22 protein-coding genes are annotated in these 20,527 nt (G+C 44.2%); 16 read left to right on the top strand and 6 right to left on the bottom strand.

The window, feature by feature from the left end; translation table 11 throughout:
- Positions 1-29: 29 nt before the first annotated feature.
- Complete coding sequence (locus tag ACSBL2_RS18060; protein WP_442587951.1) at positions 30-239, top strand: hypothetical protein; 210 nt, start codon at positions 30-32, stop codon at positions 237-239.
- A 48-nt stretch (positions 240-287) separates the two neighbouring features.
- Here the strand turns inward: ACSBL2_RS18060 and ACSBL2_RS18055 are convergent, their stop codons facing one another.
- The 4 genes from ACSBL2_RS18055 to pdxH all read right to left on the bottom strand — a co-directional run bounded on the left by ACSBL2_RS18055 (position 288) and on the right by pdxH (position 4,573).
- Positions 288-1,796 (bottom strand): GNAT family N-acetyltransferase, encoded by a 1,509-nt coding sequence (locus ACSBL2_RS18055; protein WP_442587950.1) that lies wholly within the window; start codon positions 1,794-1,796, stop codon positions 288-290.
- Positions 1,797-1,907: 111 nt separating this feature from the next.
- Positions 1,908-2,930, bottom strand: a complete 1,023-nt coding sequence (gene ruvB / locus ACSBL2_RS18050; RefSeq protein WP_442592244.1) for a Holliday junction branch migration DNA helicase RuvB — start codon at positions 2,928-2,930, stop codon at positions 1,908-1,910.
- 13 nt (positions 2,931-2,943) lie between these two features.
- The gene (locus ACSBL2_RS18045; protein WP_442587949.1) at positions 2,944-3,828 is read right to left on the bottom strand and encodes a 3-hydroxyacyl-CoA dehydrogenase family protein; all 885 of its coding nucleotides are present in this window, start codon (positions 3,826-3,828) and stop codon (positions 2,944-2,946) included.
- Positions 3,829-3,922: 94 nt separating this feature from the next.
- Entirely contained in the window at positions 3,923-4,573 is a 651-nt protein-coding gene (pdxH, locus tag ACSBL2_RS18040; RefSeq protein ID WP_442587948.1) for a pyridoxamine 5'-phosphate oxidase, read from the bottom strand.
- A gap of 50 nt (positions 4,574-4,623) precedes the next feature.
- On the opposite strand from pdxH, the gene ACSBL2_RS18035 reads away from it, so the two are divergent.
- Positions 4,624-5,187 carry a YqgE/AlgH family protein gene (locus ACSBL2_RS18035; RefSeq protein ID WP_442587947.1) on the top strand — a complete coding sequence of 188 codons (564 nt, stop codon included), beginning with the start codon at positions 4,624-4,626 and terminating at the stop codon, positions 5,185-5,187.
- Positions 5,188-5,321: 134 nt separating this feature from the next.
- A complete protein-coding gene (locus ACSBL2_RS18030) occupies positions 5,322-5,405 on the top strand; it encodes a hypothetical protein (RefSeq protein WP_442592243.1) in 84 nt (27 codons plus the stop codon).
- Positions 5,406-5,523: 118 nt separating this feature from the next.
- On the opposite strand, the gene purE is transcribed toward ACSBL2_RS18030, so the two are convergent.
- Both purE and ACSBL2_RS18020 read right to left on the bottom strand, forming a co-directional pair.
- Entirely contained in the window at positions 5,524-6,015 is a 492-nt protein-coding gene (gene purE, locus ACSBL2_RS18025) for a 5-(carboxyamino)imidazole ribonucleotide mutase (protein ID WP_442587946.1), read from the bottom strand.
- Positions 6,015-7,154, bottom strand: coding sequence for a 5-(carboxyamino)imidazole ribonucleotide synthase (locus ACSBL2_RS18020; protein ID WP_442587945.1), 1,140 nt, complete (start codon positions 7,152-7,154; stop codon positions 6,015-6,017). The genes purE and ACSBL2_RS18020 overlap by 1 nt, the downstream gene beginning before the upstream one ends.
- 57 nt (positions 7,155-7,211) lie before the next feature.
- Between ACSBL2_RS18020 and ACSBL2_RS18015 the strand changes: the two genes are divergently transcribed.
- The 13 genes from ACSBL2_RS18015 to ACSBL2_RS17955 all read left to right on the top strand — a co-directional run bounded on the left by ACSBL2_RS18015 (position 7,212) and on the right by ACSBL2_RS17955 (position 20,505).
- Positions 7,212-8,402, top strand: a complete 1,191-nt coding sequence (locus tag ACSBL2_RS18015; protein WP_442587944.1) for an NAD(P)/FAD-dependent oxidoreductase — start codon at positions 7,212-7,214, stop codon at positions 8,400-8,402.
- A gap of 39 nt (positions 8,403-8,441) precedes the next feature.
- The gene (locus ACSBL2_RS18010; RefSeq protein WP_442587943.1) at positions 8,442-10,334 is read left to right on the top strand and encodes a RecQ family ATP-dependent DNA helicase; all 1,893 of its coding nucleotides are present in this window, start codon (positions 8,442-8,444) and stop codon (positions 10,332-10,334) included.
- A 37-nt stretch (positions 10,335-10,371) separates the two neighbouring features.
- Positions 10,372-11,082: a head GIN domain-containing protein gene (locus ACSBL2_RS18005; RefSeq protein WP_442587942.1), complete on the top strand. Its 711-nt coding sequence runs from the start codon at positions 10,372-10,374 to the stop codon at positions 11,080-11,082.
- A 23-nt stretch (positions 11,083-11,105) separates the two neighbouring features.
- Positions 11,106-12,410 carry an MFS transporter gene (locus ACSBL2_RS18000; protein ID WP_442587941.1) on the top strand — a complete coding sequence of 435 codons (1,305 nt, stop codon included), beginning with the start codon at positions 11,106-11,108 and terminating at the stop codon, positions 12,408-12,410.
- Positions 12,407-13,144 (top strand): (Fe-S)-binding protein, encoded by a 738-nt coding sequence (locus ACSBL2_RS17995; protein WP_442587940.1) that lies wholly within the window; start codon positions 12,407-12,409, stop codon positions 13,142-13,144. The genes ACSBL2_RS18000 and ACSBL2_RS17995 overlap by 4 nt, the downstream gene beginning before the upstream one ends.
- A gap of 65 nt (positions 13,145-13,209) precedes the next feature.
- Positions 13,210-14,043 carry a hypothetical protein gene (locus ACSBL2_RS17990; protein WP_442587939.1) on the top strand — a complete coding sequence of 278 codons (834 nt, stop codon included), beginning with the start codon at positions 13,210-13,212 and terminating at the stop codon, positions 14,041-14,043.
- 203 nt (positions 14,044-14,246) lie between these two features.
- Positions 14,247-15,692, top strand: coding sequence for a Fe-S cluster assembly protein SufB (sufB, locus tag ACSBL2_RS17985; protein WP_442587938.1), 1,446 nt, complete (start codon positions 14,247-14,249; stop codon positions 15,690-15,692).
- A gap of 25 nt (positions 15,693-15,717) precedes the next feature.
- On the top strand, positions 15,718-16,485 hold the full coding sequence (gene sufC / locus ACSBL2_RS17980; protein ID WP_442587937.1) for a Fe-S cluster assembly ATPase SufC: 768 nt from the start codon (positions 15,718-15,720) through the stop codon (positions 16,483-16,485).
- Between the two features lie 5 nt (positions 16,486-16,490).
- The gene (sufD, locus tag ACSBL2_RS17975; RefSeq protein WP_442587936.1) at positions 16,491-17,819 is read left to right on the top strand and encodes a Fe-S cluster assembly protein SufD; all 1,329 of its coding nucleotides are present in this window, start codon (positions 16,491-16,493) and stop codon (positions 17,817-17,819) included.
- 9 nt (positions 17,820-17,828) lie between these two features.
- Entirely contained in the window at positions 17,829-19,058 is a 1,230-nt protein-coding gene (locus ACSBL2_RS17970; protein ID WP_442587935.1) for an aminotransferase class V-fold PLP-dependent enzyme, read from the top strand.
- A gap of 46 nt (positions 19,059-19,104) precedes the next feature.
- Positions 19,105-19,536, top strand: a complete 432-nt coding sequence (locus ACSBL2_RS17965) for a SufE family protein (protein ID WP_442587934.1) — start codon at positions 19,105-19,107, stop codon at positions 19,534-19,536.
- A gap of 1 nt (position 19,537) precedes the next feature.
- Positions 19,538-19,849: an iron-sulfur cluster assembly protein gene (locus ACSBL2_RS17960; RefSeq protein WP_442587933.1), complete on the top strand. Its 312-nt coding sequence runs from the start codon at positions 19,538-19,540 to the stop codon at positions 19,847-19,849.
- The gene (locus ACSBL2_RS17955) at positions 19,846-20,505 is read left to right on the top strand and encodes a helix-turn-helix transcriptional regulator (RefSeq protein WP_442587932.1); all 660 of its coding nucleotides are present in this window, start codon (positions 19,846-19,848) and stop codon (positions 20,503-20,505) included. Before ACSBL2_RS17960 ends, ACSBL2_RS17955 begins: the two co-directional genes overlap by 4 nt.
- Positions 20,506-20,527 lie beyond the last annotated feature (22 nt).

Genomic DNA, 20,527 nt, shown 5'->3' with positions numbered 1-20,527 from the left:
GAAGCTATATACACCAACCAAATAACGCTATGGAAAATACAGATCCCAAATTTCAGGAATCTCCTGGGGAACACAAGAAACCTATAGAGCACGATTACGCCAAACACGAAAAAGATCCGGGGCCCTCTCCACAGGCCGTTGAAGAAGACAATAAAGACGGAGCAGGGCCAACAATGAAATGGATACTTCCTATCATTGTCATCATCCTGCTCATCTTCTGGTTTATCTTCTGGAAATAATAAAGAAGACGTACCTTCCTAAGGTTACTTAAATAAGGTCATTAGGCCCTATTTAAGTAACCTGACTTCGTAAAGATCCTTTCTGCGGTCTTTTAATATCTTAACCGTACCAAAATGGTGCAATTCATCCAGCAGATGGAGGTCAACGTCTACCACAAGCATCATCTCTGTATTGGGAGTCGTCTCCGCTTTTACTGCATTTGTCGGGAAGGCAAAGTCTGATGGTGTAAATACTGCCGATTGTGCAAACTGAATGTCCATGTTATTCACTTTCGGTAAGTTACCCACACAGCCCGCAATAGCTACATAACACTCATTTTCAATAGCCCTCGCCTGTGCACACCTGCGTACCCGTGTGTATCCGTTTTGCGTATCGGTGAGGAAAGGCACAAACAGGATTTGCATGCCCTGGTCGGCATAGATGCGGCTCAACTCAGGGAATTCAACATCATAACAGATCAGGATTCCAATTTTACCACAATCGGTATCAAAAACCTTGATCTTGTCTCCGCCCACCATACCATAGTATTTCTGTTCATTGGGCGTGATATGGATTTTTCTGTATTCTTCCGTTTTCCCGTTGCGGTGGCACAGGTAGGTAGCATTGTACAGTTTGTTGTTTTCCAGGATCGGCATACTTCCCGAAATGATATTCACATTGTAGGACACGGCATACTCCTGGATTTTCTCCACAATGGCTGCCGTAAGTTCTGCCAGCCTGCGCATCGCTTCCATCTCAGGTAAATGGTTATAGGGCTGAAGAAGCGGTGTATTGAAGAATTCCGGAAACATGATGAAATCTGACTTGTATCCGCTTACCGCGTCCACAAAAAACTCCACCTGCTCATAAAAAGAATCCATATCCGGGAAAAGACGCATCTGCCACTGGACCAGTCCGATCCGGATGGTTTTTGCTGAACGTGCCGAGGCATCAACTCCCTGGTAATAAATGTTGTTCCACTCAATCAGCGTAGCAAATTCTTTCGACTCATGGTCTCCCGGCAGGTAATTTCTCAATACTTTCCTGACGTGGAAATCATTGGATAACTGAAAGGTCAGGGTTGGGTCGTATAGCTCTTTCGCCTTTACCTTATCGATGTATTGCCGCGGACTCAGCTCTTCTGCATGTGAGTGGTAACCCGGAATACGTCCCCCGGCGATGATGCTTTTCAGGTTGAGGCTCTCACAAAGTTCTTTTCTGGCCTCATATAAACGACGGCCTAAGCGTAATCCCCGGTATTCCGGAGAGACAAAGATCTCTATCCCGTATAAAGTATCACCTGTAGGATCATGCGTAGAAAAAGTATATGCACCCGTAATCATTTGATAGGTATGCTTGTCTCCGTATTCATCATAATCTACTATAATAGCCAGGGAACAGGCTACTACCTTATCATCTACTGCAATACACAACTGTCCTTCAGGGAATAACTTTAATAATTTCGCAATGGTATGCTTGCTCCATATCTGCCCGCCAAGCGTATCATAGGCCTGTTCCATGGACTCTTTCAGGTCGTCATAATCTGCAAGCGTAAGTTTTCTGGTCTCAATATTCATGTATGTGTGTATTTAATTAGTTGAAATTTCTGTTCAATCATTCATGCTGAATGCCCATCAGTAGCTGATGTGCATACCTCTGTACACAAATAATGCCTGAAAGCAGACTGATCAGAATAATCTTCCTGACTGGGCCAGGTATTGCCTGTTTAAATGTTTGTAGGCAGCTTCAGTTACCTCGCGGCCCCTGGAGGTACGCATTAAATAACCTTCCTGAATCAGGAAGGGTTCATATACTTCTTCAATGGTGCCTTCATCTTCGCCCACTGCTGTTGCAATAGTTTTCAATCCCACCGGGCCACCTTTGAACTTGTCAATAATTGTCAGCAGGATCTTATTGTCCATTTCATCCAGGCCATGTTCATCCACATTCAGGGCGGTTAAAGCATAACGTGAAATAGCGGTATCAATCGTTCCATTGCCTTTGATCTGTGCAAAATCGCGCGTACGTCTGAGTAAAGCATTGGCAATCCTTGGGGTACCACGACTCCGGCGGGCAATTTCATAGGCACCCTCTTCCGTAATGGGGGTATTCAGGATCTGGGAAGAGCGGAGTACAATCGTGGTCAGGACTTTCGCATCATAGTAGGCCAGCCTGGAATTAATCCCGAACCGGGCACGTAAAGGTGCAGTTAGCAGTCCCGAACGCGTCGTCGCACCAACGAGGGTGAAAGGGTTCAGACTGATCTGTACTGAGCGGGCATTTGGACCGCTTTCCAGCATAATGTCTATTTTGAAATCCTCCATGGCCGAATACAGATATTCTTCCACCAATGGACTTAAACGGTGTATCTCATCAATAAATAAGACATCGCCTGTTTCCAGGTTCGTCAGTAATCCTGCCAGGTCGCCTGGTTTGTCCAGCACCGGGCCTGAAGTCACTTTGATCCCCACGTTCATCTCATTGGCAATAATATAGGACAAGGTCGTTTTCCCCAGTCCCGGAGGGCCATGCAGCAGTACGTGATCCAGCGGTTCTCCGCGCAGTTTAGCTGCTTCAACGAAGATCTTCAGGTTTTCCATTATTTTTTCCTGACCGGTAAAATCTTCAAAAGCCTGCGGACGCAATACTTTTTCAATATCCCTTTCGAAGGGGGACAGGTTTTCTGAAGAGGGGTCGAGGTTTTCGTTCATCATATAAAGTTAGTTATAAAAACTTGCTTGCCACAGGGGCATCTTTCGTTCCATTGGCGTAATTGTAAAAGCCTTCGCCCGACTTTATTCCTTTTTTTCCTGCGGTAACCATGTTGACCAGCAGTGGGCAAGGCGCATATTTTGGCTGGCCAAAACCCTGCTGCAATACATTTAATATGGCAAGGCATACATCCAGACCAATGAAATCAGCCAGTTGCAGCGGACCCATTGGGTGGGACATGCCGAGTTTCATGACCGTATCGATTTCCTGAACACCAGCCACACCCTCAAACAGGGTATAGATCGCTTCATTGATCATGGGCATCAGAATCCGGTTGGCTACGAAACCGGGATAGTCATTCACTTCTACCGGTGTTTTATCTAATGCACGGGAAAGTTCCATGACCACTTTCGTGGTTTCATCGGAAGTGGCATACCCCCGGATAACTTCTACCAGTTTCATCAGGGGGACAGGGTTCATAAAATGCATGCCGATCACTTTCTCCCCCCGGCAGGTAACAGCAGCAATCTGTGTGATAGAAATGGAAGAGGTATTGCTGGCCAGGATCGCCTCCTTTTTCGCGTAGGTATTCAGGTCTCGGAAAATATGGAGTTTCAGTTCCAGGTTTTCCGTTGCGGCTTCTACAATCAGGTCGGCCTCGGCAACCCCCGTCTTTAAATCCGTGAAGGTCGTAATTCCTTTTAAAATGGTGTCTTTCTGATCAGCCGTCAGTACCCCTTTACCCACTTGGCGGTCCAGGTTTTTAGCAATGGTCTGCATGCCTTTTTCCAGCGCCTCCTGGTTGACATCGATCAGGTTCACTGGATAACCATATTGTGCAAAGATATGGGCGATACCATTGCCCATCGTACCTGATCCGATTACTGCTATATTCATGCGTATCTCAAATTAATTTTAGGATGGAAGAATAGCCTGCGGTTCTGCGGCCAGGCTATTCGTAATTGTTTGTTGTCTTATACCCCTTGCCGGCTCAGGGAGCCAGTCTGTTGATGACCCACACCCTGTCTGTCTTTTCATAGACGATCCTGTCATGCAATCTGCTGGATCCTCCCTGCCAGAATTCGATGTAGGTAGGTTCAACCAGGTAACCTCCCCAGTGTAGCGGTCGTGGTACTTCCCTGTCCTTGAATTCTTCGGTAAGTTCAGCCACACGGTCTTCCAGGCTGGCTTTATCAGGAATCACATGGCTCTGGGTAGAGGCAATGGCTCCGATCTGGCTTCCTTTGGGACGGGAATGAAAATAAGCTGTCGAAGTTTCCTCCTCTACTTTGGTGATGACCCCTTCAATGCGTACCTGCCGCTCCAGTTCCGGCCAGAAAAATACCAGTGCGGCCTGCGGATTCACCGTCAGCATTTTACCTTTCCTGCTCTCATAATTGGTGTAAAAGACAAAGCCATTTTCATCAAAGCCTTTTAGCAGCATAATGCGTGCCGAGGGCTTCCCATACTGATCTGCCGTAGCAAGTGTCATCACATTTGGCTCAAAAAGCTGCGCCTCAAGCGCTTCTTTAAACCATTTTCCGAATTGGATGATCGGATCTTTATCCACATCACCTTCTGCAAGCCCAGCACTACGGTAATCCTGTCTGAGATTTTGAATGTATTCTTTTGTCAGCTCCATTCCACAAAAATAGGTTTTAGTTTAGTTAAAATTATGAGTATTTTTACGATATGCTGAATAGACTTATGCCATCTGCAGGTAAGCTGCTGATTTCAGAACCCTTTATGAAGGACCCTAATTTTACAAGGTCGGTGGTCCTCCTTACGGCACACGGTGAGGAGGGGACAATGGGCTTTGTGATCAACCAGCCCGGCAACCTTTTACTGAAAGATCTAGTTCCTGAATTTACGAATGCCGATTTTCCGGTCTATTACGGGGGACCTGTAGGGAATGATACCCTCCATTTTATTCACCGCTGTTATGACCGGATGAATGACGGGGAAGAAATTGCCAGAGGAATCTACTGGGGTGGGAATTTTGAAACCCTGCGTATCCTGATGAATGAAGGTGCCATTGCCCCTGATGAAATCAAATTCTTTGTGGGCTATTCGGGCTGGGAGGAAAAACAGCTGGAAGAAGAAATGGAAGTCAATACCTGGATTGTATCCGACCAGTTCCATCCCGACACCATATTTTCAAACAGTGAAGAACAGATGTGGCGCGATGTGATTGTGAATCTTGGGCCAAAATTTGCACATGTCAGCAAGTTTCCACAGAATCCGAACCTGAACTAAACAATTTTTTATGACAGAAAGCATGGGCAGGACGCTCTGCTTTCTTTTAGCATATTCGTTAAATTTGTATGATGGAAACACTAATCGTTGAACCAAAAAATAGTTAACCATACCATCCTGACTTCGTTGCTAAAATTGAAAAAAGTAAACAGGAAGTCAATGAAGGCAAAGTTACGCGTGTGGAAAAAGAGGATTTGCAAAATTTCCTTGGGCTATAAGGAGTATGTCTTTGGATTTTTCAGGGCAGTTACGTAAAGATATCGACTACCATTATATTAGTTAAAGAATAGGGATCATCAGTGATATCCTCCTATTCTTTAATCGCATTTCATTTACTTATATGTTCTCCATTTCTTCTGCCGTTTCCTCTACCTTTTTACGGAGCTCATCTTTGTATCCCTGCATTTTCAGGGCAAGATCGCTGTTCGCGGTAGATAAAATCTGTACGGCCAGCAAACCTGCATTCTTCGCTGCATTTAATGCTACGGTAGCTACAGGAATACCGTTTGGCATTTGCAGGATAGACAGGATCGAATCCCAGCCATCAATAGAATTGGAAGATTTTACCGGAACACCGATTACAGGCAAAACTGTAATCGATGCAACCATACCTGGCAAATGTGCAGCGCCACCGGCACCTGCAATAATTACTTTCAACCCTCTTGCCGCTGCTTCCTTCGCATAGCTGAACATTCTGTCCGGCGTACGGTGTGCAGAAACAACCGTCATTTCAAACTCAACCCCAAATTCCTTTAAAATATCAGCAGCATCATTCATGATATTTAAATCAGACTTGCTGCCCATAATTATGCCTACCTGTACGCTCATTAAGATATTACTTTTAGTGTGTTTTTTATATAATTTGCCTTTTCAACTGCCGCTTCCCGGTTTTGGTCTACAATTGTAATGTGACCCATTTTGCGGAAGGGTTTTGTATATTTTTTGCCGTAAAGATGGATATACACCCCATCTATCGCCATAATTTTCTCCAGACCTTTATAGACCGCTACACCATCATGTCCTTTTTCACCCAGTAAATTGATCATTACTGCATTATTGATAGAACGGGTATCCCCCAAGGGTAAATTGAAAACAGAACGGATCAGTTGTTCAAACTGGGAAACATAATTTCCTTCAATGGTATGGTGGCCACTGTTGTGTGGTCTTGGGGCCAGTTCATTCACCAGGATATCGCCATTTCTGGTGATAAACATTTCCACTGCCAGAATTCCGGTAACATTGAGTGCGGCGGCAATATTTTTAGCGATGGTCTCTGCTTTTTCCTGAACAGCGTCAGGGTAGGTAGAAGGAGAGATCAGGAATTCCACCAGGTTCGCTTCTGCATTGAACTCCATTTCCACCATGGGAAAGGTCTTCACATCCCCATTGGCATTTCTGGAAACAATCACGGCGATTTCCTTCTCGAAATCTACCAGTTCCTCTATCAGGCAGGGCGCATCAAATGCGTTGTCAATGTCTGCAAAAGAATTGATGCGCATCACGCCTTTACCATCATAACCGTCTTTCCTCTGTTTAAGGATATAAGGGAAAGGCAGGGTGGAATTGATGATGTCCTCTTTGGTGTTTACCAGCTGAAATGGGGCTGTAGGAATATCATTTTCCTTGAAAAACTGTTTCTGTACACCTTTGTCCTGAATCAGCCGGATGACCCTGGCCTGTGGATATACCTTCTTGCCTTCTTTTTCCAGCTGATCAAGAGCCTCAATGTTTACCTTCTCAATTTCAATGGTAATGATATCGGCCTTTTTTCCAAATTTGTATACGGTATCAAAATCGGTGATGGATCCACATTCAAAGTAATTCGCGATGTGTTTACAAGGTGCATCTGTATCCGGATCCAGCACTAAAGTGGTCAGGTTATAATTGATCGCCTCCTGAATTAACATTCTGCCCAATTGTCCTCCGCCTAAAATGCCCAATTTTAAATCACTTATCTGTTTTGCCATATCGATATAAAAAAGTAATGCTTATTTTGCACAAAAATAACAATATAAACGGATTTGATGGATGCTGATGCTATAATAATTGGAGCAGGGGCCTGCGGACTGATGTGTGCAGTGCAGGCAGGATACCTCGGCAAGAAGGTGATTTTGTTGGAAAAAGGGAGCAAGGCAGGCGCTAAAATATTGATTTCCGGGGGTGGCAGGTGTAATTATACGAACCTTTTTGCTTCACCCGACCAATTTATATCGAATAATAAACATTTTCTGAAATCTGCTTTCAGCCAATGGACAGTAGAAGATACAGTGAGCTTTTTCGAGACTTACGACCTGAAAGGAAAAGAAAAGACATTGGGACAGCTTTTTCCGGATCAGAAAAATGCAAAGGATATCGTCGATATTTTTACTTCCCTGTGTGCAGATTTTGGACAGGAAATAAAATGTGGTGTGCAGGTCACAGAGGTCTTCTTAAAAGAAGATGCTGTAACACTGAACTACCAGCTGGGGGATAAAAACTATACCCTGGAAGCCCCCAAACTGGTCATTGCCACAGGCGGATTGCCTATTCCCAAAATGGGGGCAACAGATTTTGCCTTGCGCTTTGCAAGAAAATATGGGCTGAATGTGATTGAAACAGCACCTGCACTGGTTCCGTTGACCATCACAGGGAAAGATGAAGACTGGTATGCCGCTTTATCAGGCAATTCGGTCTTCTGTGAAGTGAGCAATGACAGGATCTCTTTCGAAGAGAACCTGCTGTTTACCCACTGGGGATTAAGCGGGCCCGCAATTTTGCAGATTTCCTCCTACTGGCGGCCCGGCGAAAGTATCAATATTAACCTGTTGCCGAATCAGGATATCCTGTCGCTGATTGAAGAAGAACGTAAAGACAATGGCAAAACATTACTTTCTACCTTATTCAACCGTGTTTATACCAGGAAAATAACAGATGCCATGCGTAAGTTTATGCCCATGGATAAAACTGTAGCGGCACTGAACAGGGCTGAACTGGATGCCATACATGAAACCATACATTTGTTTAAAGTCAAACCGGCAGGAGATAAGGGCTATGATAAAGCAGAAGTCATGCGCGGTGGAATAGATACCAATGAATTGTCTTCTAAAACCTTAGCCAGTAAAAAATTACCAGGGGTATATTTCGGCGGGGAGTGTGTAGACGTCACAGGCTGGCTGGGGGGGTACAATTTCCAGTGGGCCTGGGCCTCTGGCTTTGTAATTGCTCAGGATATCTGATCAGGCCATATTTTGTTTTAATGTTGAACGGGATTTTTTATGAATGAGATAGAGATTTTAAAGCATTATTGGGGACACCATTCCTTCAGGCCATTGCAGGAAGAGATTATCCGCTCGGTGCTGGATCAGCAGGATACCCTGGCGCTGTTGCCCACAGGTGGAGGAAAGTCGCTTTGCTTCCAGATTCCTGCACTGGCAAAAGAGGGGATCTGCATTGTGGTTTCCCCATTAATTGCCCTGATGAAAGACCAGGTGGAAAACCTTAAAGCCAAGGGAATCCATGCGGTAGCGATATACGCCGGGATGGGAAAACGTGAAATTGATATCCTGCTGGACAATTGTATTTATGGTCAGATCAAATTCCTGTATCTCTCGCCTGAAAGACTGCTGTCTGAAATCGTGAAGGAAAGAATCTCCTATATGAAGGTGAACCTGATTGCTATAGATGAGGCCCATTGTATTTCCCAATGGGGATATGATTTTCGGCCGTCTTACCTGGAGATCAGTAAATTGAGGGAAATCCATCCGAAGGTGCCTGTTATTGCCCTTACTGCAACAGCCACAGCATTTGTCAGGAAGGATATCATCGAGAAACTGGAACTGAAAAACCCCCGGGTTTTTGTTCAGAGTTTCTCCCGTAAAAACCTGAGTTATGTGGTGTTTGACCTGGAAGATAAATATAAAAAGCTGATCAGTATCATCAATAATGTGAAAGGAAGCGGACTGGTTTATGTGAGGAACAGGAGAGAGACTGCTGATGTTGCCCATTTCCTGAGGAGGAATCACATTGCGGCCGATTTCTATCATGCCGGGCTGGAGAGCGCAGAGCGTTCCAGGAAGCAGGAAGACTGGAAGCGCAATAAAATCAGGGTGATGGTGGCCACCAATGCCTTTGGGATGGGGATCGATAAACCGGATGTCCGTTTTGTGGTGCACCTCGACCTGCCTGAAAGCCTGGAGGCCTATTACCAGGAAGCCGGTCGTGCCGGCAGGGATGAACAGCGTGCCTTCGCTGTACTGCTGGCCAATACATCAGATCAGCTGTTACTGAAGGCAAAATATACAGATAGCTTCCCATCAGTTGAAGAGATCAAAAAGACCTATCATTACCTGGGCAGTTTTTTTCAGCTGGCCTATGGTGCCGGGGAAGGACTGACATTCAGCTTTGACCTGGCTGAATTTTGTAAACGTTTCCAGTTGGGCGTGATCAAGACGATTGCTGCCCTTAAATTCCTGGAACATGATGGGTATATTACCCTTTCAGAGAATATTTTCCTTCCCTCGAGGGTGCTTTTTACTGCTGGCAATGAGGATGTATATCGGTTTCAAATTGAAAATGCAGGTTTTGATCCGCTGATCAAAACCATTCTTCGCTCTTATGGTGGCATGTTCGACCACTATGCGAAAATCAGCGAGAGTGATATCGCGAAGAAACTCGGCATATCTTTTAACCAGGTGGTCAAAATGCTGAATACCCTGCAGGAATTGGGATTGCTTTCCTACCTGCAGCAAACAGATCAGCCACAGCTGCAATTTGTACGCGCAAGAGTGGACCTGATGCACCTGGATACCGATGTGAAATATATTGAGCTGCGGAAAAAGATACAGCTCGATCAGATCAGTGCTGTTCTGGCATATGCTTCCACGACGCTTTGCAGAACCATTCAGCTGCTTGCCTATTTTGATGAGCCGGATGCAGATAAATGTGGGGTATGTGATGTTTGTCTGGCAGAAAAGAGAAATGAAGATATGGCGTTGATGAGTGACCAGATTGATTTTGAAATCGCCACCCTGCTGCAGACTGGCCCAAATTCCCTGGCAGATTTGGTAAAGGAAATACAAACCGGTACTGATACAGAAAAACTTAACAGGATCAGGGAATTATTGGATGCCGGTAAAATTAAAACGGATGGTAAAAACTATTATCTTTGATCATGTGATTCCTTCTTCACCTTTAAAATTGATACCTATGAAAAAAATAGCTCTTTATGCATTCGCTATTCCACTGCTGTTCGCTGCATGTAAATCTAAATGTGTTGAAGATTCCGGCATTCATCTTTCAAGAGAACTTTCGGTAAAACCATATGATGAGATCAAGGTCTCTGGCCCTGTAAAACTCCTGTTGCGCCAGGACAGCAGTTATAAGATCAGCATTTCGGCAGACTCGAATGTCCTGGAACTGGTGAAAGCAGAGGTGAGTGGCCATGAGCTGACCCTTAAACTGGATCCTGAAAGGTATTGCGGAACAGATTCTATTGTGGTCACTGCTGGTATTGGTGATCTCCGGAAACTGAAAATCAGTGAAGCGGTAAAAGTTTCCACCACTTCCAAAATCAACCTCAATGACCTTACCGTGGAAATGTCAGGTGCAACCGCACTTCGGCTGGACGTAAATACAGGGAAACTGACCCTCAATAACGATGGTGTGGCAAGTGTCAACCTGGTTGGACAGGCAGGGGTCAACCAACTGAAAAGTAAGGGAGCCATTGATTTGCAGGCATTTGATTTTGTGACCGGTGTATACGATATTGATATTGAAGGTGCGGGTAAATCGAATATCAACGTGTTGAACGACCTGAAAGTAAAAACTACCGGGGCGACGGAAATCTATTACAAAGGAAATCCTAAAAACGTAGAGGAAAAGAAATCGGGTGTTGCTAAACTGCAGAAGGTAAATTAATCACAGGCATTCTGTATCTCTCAATGGAACAAAAAAACAATAAGAAGACGATCAGGTCATGGGCCTTTTTCGACTGGGCCAACTCCGCCTATAACCTGGTGATTACGTCGACCATTTTTCCTGCTTATTATGCCATCATTACTTCTGATAAAGATGACAGTACGATAGATTATGTAACTTTCCTGGGCAGGAAATTCATCAATTCTGCCCTGTACAATTATTCCCTGGCAGTAGCCTTTCTCGTGATCGCCATCCTTTCTCCCATTTTATCGGCCATTGCAGATTCCAGGGGGAATAAAAAAGTATTCATGAAAATGTTCACCTATCTGGGGGCATTGTCCTGCTGCGGTTTGTATTTCTTTGAAATTGATACCCTGCAGATCAGCATTGTTCTTTTTGTCTTTGCAGCTATAGGTTTTTGGGGAAGCCTGGTGTTCTACAATTCTTACCTGCCGGAAATTGCTACGCCCGACCAGCAGGACAGTGTCAGTGCCAAAGGATATGCTTATGGTTATGTAGGAAGTATCATCCTGCAACTGATGTGTTTTGTCTTTGTGTTTTTTCCGTCTGCATTCGGATTGGCTGACGGGGCACAGGCTTCACGATTATCCTTTCTCATGGTAGGGATATGGTGGGTGGTGTTTGCACAGATCCCTTTCCGTCATCTTCCCAACGGTGTGGCCATTGCTGGCAGGGGGAAATCAAATGTGTTCACTGATGGCTTTAAAGAGCTCAGTAAGGTATGGAAGCAACTGAAACATATGGTTTACCTGAAAAAGTTTCTCCTGGCCTTTTTCTTCTATTCCATGGGCGTGCAGACCGTTATGCTGGTCGCTACCATCTTCGGGGAGAAGGAGTTGCACCTGCCGACGGAGAAACTGATTGGCACGATTCTGTTGTTGCAGATCGTTGCTATTCCCGGTGCCATGCTGATGTCCTGGTTATCGCGAAAACATTTTGGCAATGTCAGGGTTTTAATAGGCGTAGTGTTTATTTGGATAGGTGTTTGTATCACTGCCTACTTTGTACATACGGAATTGCAGTTTTACTTCCTGGCAGCAACAGTAGGGCTGATTATGGGTGGGATACAGTCACTTTCCAGGTCAACCTACTCAAAGTTTCTGCCTCAGGAAAGCCCTGACCATACTTCTTTTTTCAGTTTCTATGATGTCACTGAAAAGGTATCTCTGGTGATTGGCATGTTTAGTTTCGGTTATATTGAAGAGTTTACAGGCAGCATGCGGAATTCTTTGATTGCCCTGGCCACATTTTTTATCCTGGGAGTGCTGTTTTTGTTTACTATACATAAAGAAAAAGATCCTCAATGAATATAGAGTTGTTTATTCCCTGTTTTATCGATCAGTTATATCCTGAAACCGCATTTAATACCATTAAACTTTTGGAAAAATCAGGATGTCATGTCGTTTATAATCCTGAACAGACCTGCTGTGGTCAGCCTGCCTACAATGCCGGATACTGGGAGCAGGCAAAGGAGACGGGTACTAAATTTCTAAGCGATTTTACAGACGTAAACTATATTGTTGCCCCTTCGGCATCTTGTGTGGGAATGGTGAAAAAAGGGTTCAATGACCTGTTTACCAATACAACGGTGCACAATAAATGCAGGAATGTACAGGGCAATATATTTGAACTGTCCGACTTTTTGGTGAATATCCTGAAAAGGGATTATTTCGGTGCCGAACTGGAAGGGAAGGCCGTATACCATGATTCCTGCAGCGGATTGAGGGAATGTAAAATTAAGGCAGAGCCGCGTCAGCTTTTAGCTAAAGTACATGGTCTGGAGATGCTGGAGATGAAAGATACCGATATGTGCTGCGGTTTCGGCGGTACGTTCGCGGTAAAGTTTGATGCCATCTCTTCAGCTATGGCGGAACAAAAAGTAAACAATGCCCTGGCGCAGGAGGCAGACTATATCATTTCGACAGATTTGTCCTGCCTGATGCACCTGCAGGGCTATATTGATAAAAACAATATCCCTTTAAAGACCATGCACCTGGCCGATGTACTGGTCAACGGCTGGCTGGAGAGTACTGAATATTAGTATTTAACCTTTTTTAACATTTAGAAAGCTGGAAATAGATAATTTTGTATATAAATATTTAAACAATGAAATCCTTATTATTTGCTCTTGCAGGCCTTCTGGCTTTTGCCATCAATGGTCAGGCACAACCTAAAAAGTCGGGCGCTATTCAGTTTGTGAGTACTTTCGACCCGGCAGCGATGGCTTCAGCAAACGGTATAAAACTGTCTGATGAAATGATTGCACGCATGCCATCAAGCTCAAAAACGGATTTTGAATTGTTGTTTAACCTGACCAATGCCAGTTATATGCGTGTGGAGGAGATAGAGGACAGCAATGGGGGACCTGGTGGCGGAGGGCCTCGTTTCGGTGGCTTTGGCGGAAGTGATAAAGAATATTATTACAATTTTGCAGCCCATCAGCTCACAGAAGCCAGCGATATCAATGATACCACCTACTTTCTGCAGAATAAACTGGGAGCAGCAGCTATCGGCGGTTTTGGAAATATGCAAAGCCCGCCTGTAATTGAAGTGCTGAAATCTGATGAAACGAAACAGATCCTGGGCTTTAACTGTAAAAAAGTAACCATTAAATCTACTTCGAAACGCAGGATTCAGGAAGAAGAGAAAGAAATTACAGAGGAAACTACCCTGTGGTATACCGATGAACTGGGCTTCGATTTTTCACCCAATCCTGCCTTGTGGACGGAAGGTGCTGTGCTGGCGGTAGAAGGAAGGGGAAATACAGTCCTTGCCAAGAGTATCGAATACCGGAATGTAAGTTCCAGGGATGTCAATCTCCCTAAAAAAGGTACGCCAATTACTGCCGAAGCTTATAAGGCTAAAATGGAAAGCCGTATGAAACAAATGCGCAACAGGAATGGCGCAAGAGGCCAAATGCGGACCATGAGCATAAATTAGGCGTTAATATATTTGCTTAATAAATTAGGGTAAACGGGCATGACTGCCTATTCTATATAATTTATATCCAGTCTTTTTTGTAATACAACCGCAATAAACAAAGTAATCACTATGTTTATTGCGGTTGTTGCGTATCTTTGCATTGTGCTTATTTCATATGGGCGAGTTAACCCGCAGCAAATAAGTTTATAAACTGAATAAAGATGGAAAAAGATGATGAAATGTTGGAGCAATTGGCAAACCGTGAATACGAGTTTGGCTTTGTGACGGCAATTGATATGGAGATTTCAGAAATTGGACTCAATGAAGATACTGTCCGGTTTATATCTGCGAAAAAAGAGGAACCACAATGGTTACTGGATTGGCGGATGAAGGGATTTAGTGCTTTTCAAAAACAGGAAATGCCTACCTGGCAGAACTTTAAGATGCCTGAAATTGATTTTCAATCCATATCCTATTATGCGGCGCCTAAGCAACAGGCAAAATATGCCTCATTGGATGAGGTAGACCCTGAATTGCTGCGGACCTTTGAGAAACTGGGGATCCCGGTGAATGAACAGAAACAACTTGCAGGTGTTGCGGTCGATGTCGTATTTGACAGCGTTTCTGTAACAACTACCTATAAAAAACACTTGAATGAACTGGGCATTATCTTCTGTTCGATCAGTGAAGCCGTAAGGGAACACCCTGAGCTAATCCAGAAATATCTAGGTTCAGTTGTGCCACATACAGACAACATCTTTGCCTCTTTGAATACTGCGGTATTCTCTGACGGCTCTTTCGTTTATATCCCTAAAGGCGTGCGCTGCCCGATGGAATTATCTACTTATTTCAGGATTAATGCGGAAAATACCGGACAGTTTGAACGTACCCTGATTGTTGCCGATGAAGGCAGTTATGTCAGCTACCTTGAAGGCTGTACTGCCCCTATGCGTGATGAAAACCAGCTGCATGCTGCAGTAGTGGAGCTCATCGCCATGAAAGATGCAGAGATCAAGTATTCTACCGTACAAAACTGGTACCCGGGTGATAAAGATGGTAAAGGTGGTATCTTTAACTTCGTCACCAAACGTGGGGCATGCCGCGGAGAACGCTCAAAAATTTCATGGACACAGGTAGAGACAGGTTCTTCCATTACCTGGAAATATCCCAGCATCCTGCTCCAGGGAGATTACTCCGCAGGAGAGTTTTATTCTGTAGCGGTGAGCAATAAAATGCAGATCGCAGATACAGGAACCAAAATGCACCATATCGGCGCACATACAAAAAGCAGGATTATCTCTAAAGGGATTTCTGCAGGCAGAGGCCAGAATAGCTACCGGGGATTGGTACAAATGGGACCAAAAGCAAAAAATGCACGTAATTTCACGCAGTGTGATTCATTGCTGATCGGTGATCAGTGCGGTGCCCATACTTTCCCTTATATCGAATCAAAAAATAATTCCGCTACTGTGGAACATGAGGCGACCACCTCTAAGATAGGCGAGGACCAGGTGTTTTATTTAAATCAGCGTGGTATTGATTCCGAACAGGCGATTGCATTGATCGTAAACGGTTATGCTAAAGATGTACTGAACCAGTTACCGATGGAATTTGCTGTTGAAGCTCAAAAATTACTTTCTCTTACACTTGAAGGCAGCGTAGGATAAAATCATAGAAAACCAGAAAAATAATATGTTATCAATAAAAAATCTTCATGCTAATATTGAAGGAAAAGAAATTTTAAAAGGAATAAACTTAGAAGTAAAAGCAGGTGAAGTACATGCGATTATGGGACCGAATGGTTCTGGCAAAAGTTCCCTGGCGTCTGTTTTAGCAGGACGCGAAAATTATGAAGTAACAGCTGGAGAAGTTTGGCTGGATGGAAAAGATGTGCTGGAAATGAAACCTGAAGAGCGCGCAAGAGAAGGTGTTTTCCTTGCTTTTCAGTATCCTGTAGAAATACCCGGAGTATCAAATATTAACTTTTTAAAAACTGCGATCAGCGAAATAAGAACGCACCGTAACTTACCGCAGCTGACTGCCAAGGAGTTTTTAAAAATGACCAAGGAGAAACAACAACTGGTAGAGTTTGAAGCCAAACTGGCTAACCGCTCCCTGAACCAGGGTTTTTCCGGTGGAGAGAAAAAAAGAAATGAAGTCTTCCAATTGGCTATGCTGGAGCCCAAAGTATCCATCCTTGATGAAACTGACTCCGGCCTTGATATCGATGCTTTACGTATCGTTTCCAATGGGATCAATAAATTGCGCTCAGCAGATAATGCTTTTGTATTGATTACCCACTACCAAAGGTTACTGGAATACATTGTGCCCGATTTTGTACATGTTTTATATAATGGTCAGATTGTGCGTTCCGGAACGAAAGAACTGGCGCTGGAGCTTGAAGAAAAAGGCTACGACTGGTTAAAAGAAATTCATGCAACGGAATCAATTAATAAATAATGGGTATGTCAAATCAGATTACAACACCATTGTATAATAAGTTGGTTTCAGTATTTGAAAGCAATGGAAAAACTACAGATGGTGATTTATCGGCTTTGAGGGACAATGCTTTTGATTCCTTCAAGTCCAAGGGATTTCCAACACCAAAGGAAGAGGATTGGAGATTTACCAACCTTACACCCTTCCTGTCAGATGATTATCATTTGGCAAACTACCATACGGTAGATGCTGTAGCCATGAAAGCTGCTGTTGAGGCTGCAACAATTCCTGGTCTTGATGCGTTTACCCTGGTTGTATTTAACGGAGTGATTCAACCGGCTTTGTCAGTTCTTCCTGAACAGGCAGAGGTCAGCATTCAGTCACTCAACGATATCAGCAATGCCGCAGTATTAAATGATTATTTAGCCCTGAGTGCTGCTGAACACAATGCCATGGTTTCCTTAAATACGGCCTTGTATAAGGATGGCTATTTTATTGAAGTTAAAAAAGGCGTGGTAGTTGAAAAGCCAATACATATCATTCAGCTGTATTCAGCAAATGAGAATGTACTGGTTCAGCAACGTAACCATGTCGTGGTGAATCAGCATGCCAATGCCGAATTGATAGAAACTGCAGTGATCCTTCAGGGATCGGCATTATTGTTTGTGAACAGTGTTTCACATGTTTCCGTAAGGGAAAATGCACAACTGGTGCAGTATAAGATCCAGAACAATGAAACTACGGAACGCCTGGTGAATTATACGCATGTGACACAGGAGCGCAGCAGCCGTTACGATAACTTTACCTTCTGCCTTCCGGGAGCAGCGCTGATTCGTAATAACCTTGAAGTGGTCCTGAATGGCAGTGCTACAGAAACCCATATGATGGGTTTATACCTTGTGGGTGAACACCAGTTGACCGATAACCATACCGCAATCCACCATAGGTTCCCGAACTGCGAAAGCAATGAGATCTATAAAGGGGTATTGCTGGAAAATGGCAGGGCAGTATTCAACGGAAAAGTTTTCGTGGAACGTCCCGCACAAAAAACCAATGCTTTTCAGCAGAACAACAACTTATTGCTGAGTGATAAAGCACAGGTATACGCGAAACCACAGTTAGAGATTTTTGCTGATGATGTGAAATGCAGTCACGGTTGTACTGTAGGTCAGTTTGATCCTGAATCTTTATTTTACCTGCGCTCGAGAGGGATCAGTGAAGCATCTTCAAGGAAATTGCTTGTGGAAGCTTTCATGTTCGATGTCACGCAGAGAATTGAAAATGAAGCACTGAAAGATTATGTGCAGCGTTTAATTTACGATAAGATGGAGACTTCTTTCTCTACCATCGTTTAATCAGATCATATGATGGGCAAGACATTAGATATAGCTAAGATCAGGAAAGATTTTCCTTTACTGGAAACCAAAGTTTACGGAAAGGACTTGGTTTACCTTGACAATGGCGCTACGACTCAAAAACCTTTCGCAGTGCTGGAAGCATTGGATGCGTATTATAAGGATTACAACAGTAATGTACACCGTGGTGTGCATATACTGAGCCAGAAGGCAACTTCTGCCTATGAGGAATCCCGTAAAAAAGTGGCTGCTTATATCAATGCTGCCCATAGCTATGAAGTCATCTACACCAAAGGAACAACAGATGCGATTAATTTAGTCGCTTCTACCTTTGGAAGAAAATACCTGAAAGAAGGTGACAGCATCCTTATTTCTGCGATGGAACACCATTCCAATATTGTTCCATGGCAAATGATCTGTGAAGAGCGCGGAGCTACCCTGAAAGTGATCCCTATGGATAAGGAGGGTGTATTGCAACTTGATCTTTTACCTTCATTGCTGGATGAACGCGTGAAACTGGTTTCCTTTACCTATGTGTCCAATTCATTGGGAACAGTGAACCCGGTAAGGGAGATCATTCGTCAGGCACATGCCAGGAACATTCCGGTGATGATTGATGCCGCTCAGGCAGTACAGCACTTCCCGATTGATGTGCAGGAGCTTGATGTTGATTTTATGGCCTTTTCAGGTCATAAGTTATACGGCCCTACCGGAATTGGCGTGCTGTATGGAAAAGAAAAATGGCTCAACGACCTTCCCCCTTATCAGGGAGGCGGAGATATGATCAAGACCGTTACCTTCGAAAAAACGATTTATAATGAGCTGCCCTATAAGTTTGAAGCGGGTACTCCGGATATCTCCGGAGCGATCGGATTGGGGGTGGCGATAGATTATGTCAATAGTATTGGTCTGGAAAACATTCAGGCTGCAGAACAGCAACTGGTGACTTATGCACTGGCGAAACTTGCAGAGATAGAGGGGATCCGGTTCATCGGGAATGCTCCGGAACGCTCCAGTGCGATTTCTTTCCTGCTGGAAGGGATACATCCCTATGATCTTGGGGAGCTTCTTGACAAACAGGGGATCGCCATCCGTACCGGTCACCATTGTACGGAACCGGTAATGGACTTTTTTGAAATTCCGGGTACCTGCCGTGCTTCTTTTGCCTTTTATAACACTACCGCTGAAGTGGATGTACTTGTTGCCGGGATCAAAAGAGCGGCAGCAATATTGATTTAAGCTGATGCCGGATGACTTGTTTATGCCGGTACTATAATTTATAAAGATGACGATTAACGAAATACAGGACGAGATTATTGAGGAGTTTGAATTGTTTTCAGACTGGATGGATAAGTATGAGAATATCATCGAGATCGGAAAAGAACTCCCCATCATTGATCCGCAATATAAAATCAGGGAGAATCTGATTAAAGGATGTCAGTCGAATGTGTGGCTGCACCCTGAATATGTGAACGGAAAAGTAGTTTTTACGGCTGACAGTGATGCCATTATCACAAAAGGGCTGATCAGTATGATGGTAAAGGTACTGTCCGGACATACCCCAACAGAAATTGTTGATGCGGAGCTGTATTTTATAGATACGATAGGCCTGCAAAGTCATTTGTCACCAAACCGTTCCAATGGTTTGCTTTCCATGTTGAAACAAATGAAATTGTATGCCGCTGGTTTTCAGTTACAGGAAGTAAAAAATTCATAAAATGTCTGACATCCCATTAAGAGATCAAATTGAAGACGTACTGCGTACGGTTGAAGATCCGGAGATTCCGGTAAATATTTTTGAACTGGGTCTGGTGTACAAGATTCAGATGATGGCTGCCGATAGTGTGCATATTTATATGACACTGACGGCTCCTGCATGCCCTGTTGCTGGTGAAATCCTTATGGAAGTAGAGAATAAGGTAAAGGCGATTGAGGGAATAAATGAGGTAGAGGTAAGGCTGACCTTTGATCCGCCATGGACGAAGGACATGATGAGTGATGAAGCAAGGCTGGAACTAGGTTGGTTATGATGCAGGGAAAACTTCCATTTGGCGAACGTGCAGTTGGAATGCTAAAGGCGAGAGGGCCTCAATCCCTGTCGGATTTGGCAAGAGAGCTGATGGTTACTGTTGAAGGGGCACGTTTTCAGATGCTTAAATTGTCGAAAGAAGGTTTGGTAGCCGCCAAGGCTACGGTTACCGGAAGAGGCAGGCCACAACAATTGTGGTCGCTGACCGACCTGGGACATACCCGCTTCCCGGATACCCATGCGGCATTGACGGTGAGGCTGATGGAGGTCATGAAGGAAACCCTGGGGGAACAGGCCGTAGCCAAAGTCATCGAAGCCAATGGCAATAAGGGAACCAATCGCTACCTGGGGGAACTGGAAGGGATTACCGACCTGGAAAGCAGGATCAGTAAATTTGTATCCATCAGGAGCAAAGAAGGATATATGGCCCAGTATATCAAGGAAGAGGATGGTTTTGTTCTTATCGAGAACCATTGTCCTATATGTGCTGCAGCACAGGCCAACAGGGAAATCTGTCAGGCTGAATTTAAAACTTTACAAGGTGTTTTTGGCGACAGTGTGCTGATTACCCGTGTTGAATTTATCATTGAGGGGGGCAGAAGATGTGCCTATAAACTGAATGATCACCAATCCGCCCGTTCCAGGGATTACAACTAATTATCTTTTTGCATTTCTTTTT

Origin of the sequence: Pedobacter sp. AW31-3R (genome assembly GCF_052180285.1) — a bacterium.
Classification (GTDB): Bacteria; Bacteroidota; Bacteroidia; order Sphingobacteriales; family Sphingobacteriaceae; genus Pedobacter.
Note: the sequence above shows the minus strand (reverse complement) of the source record. Positions and strands in the feature narration are given on the sequence as shown.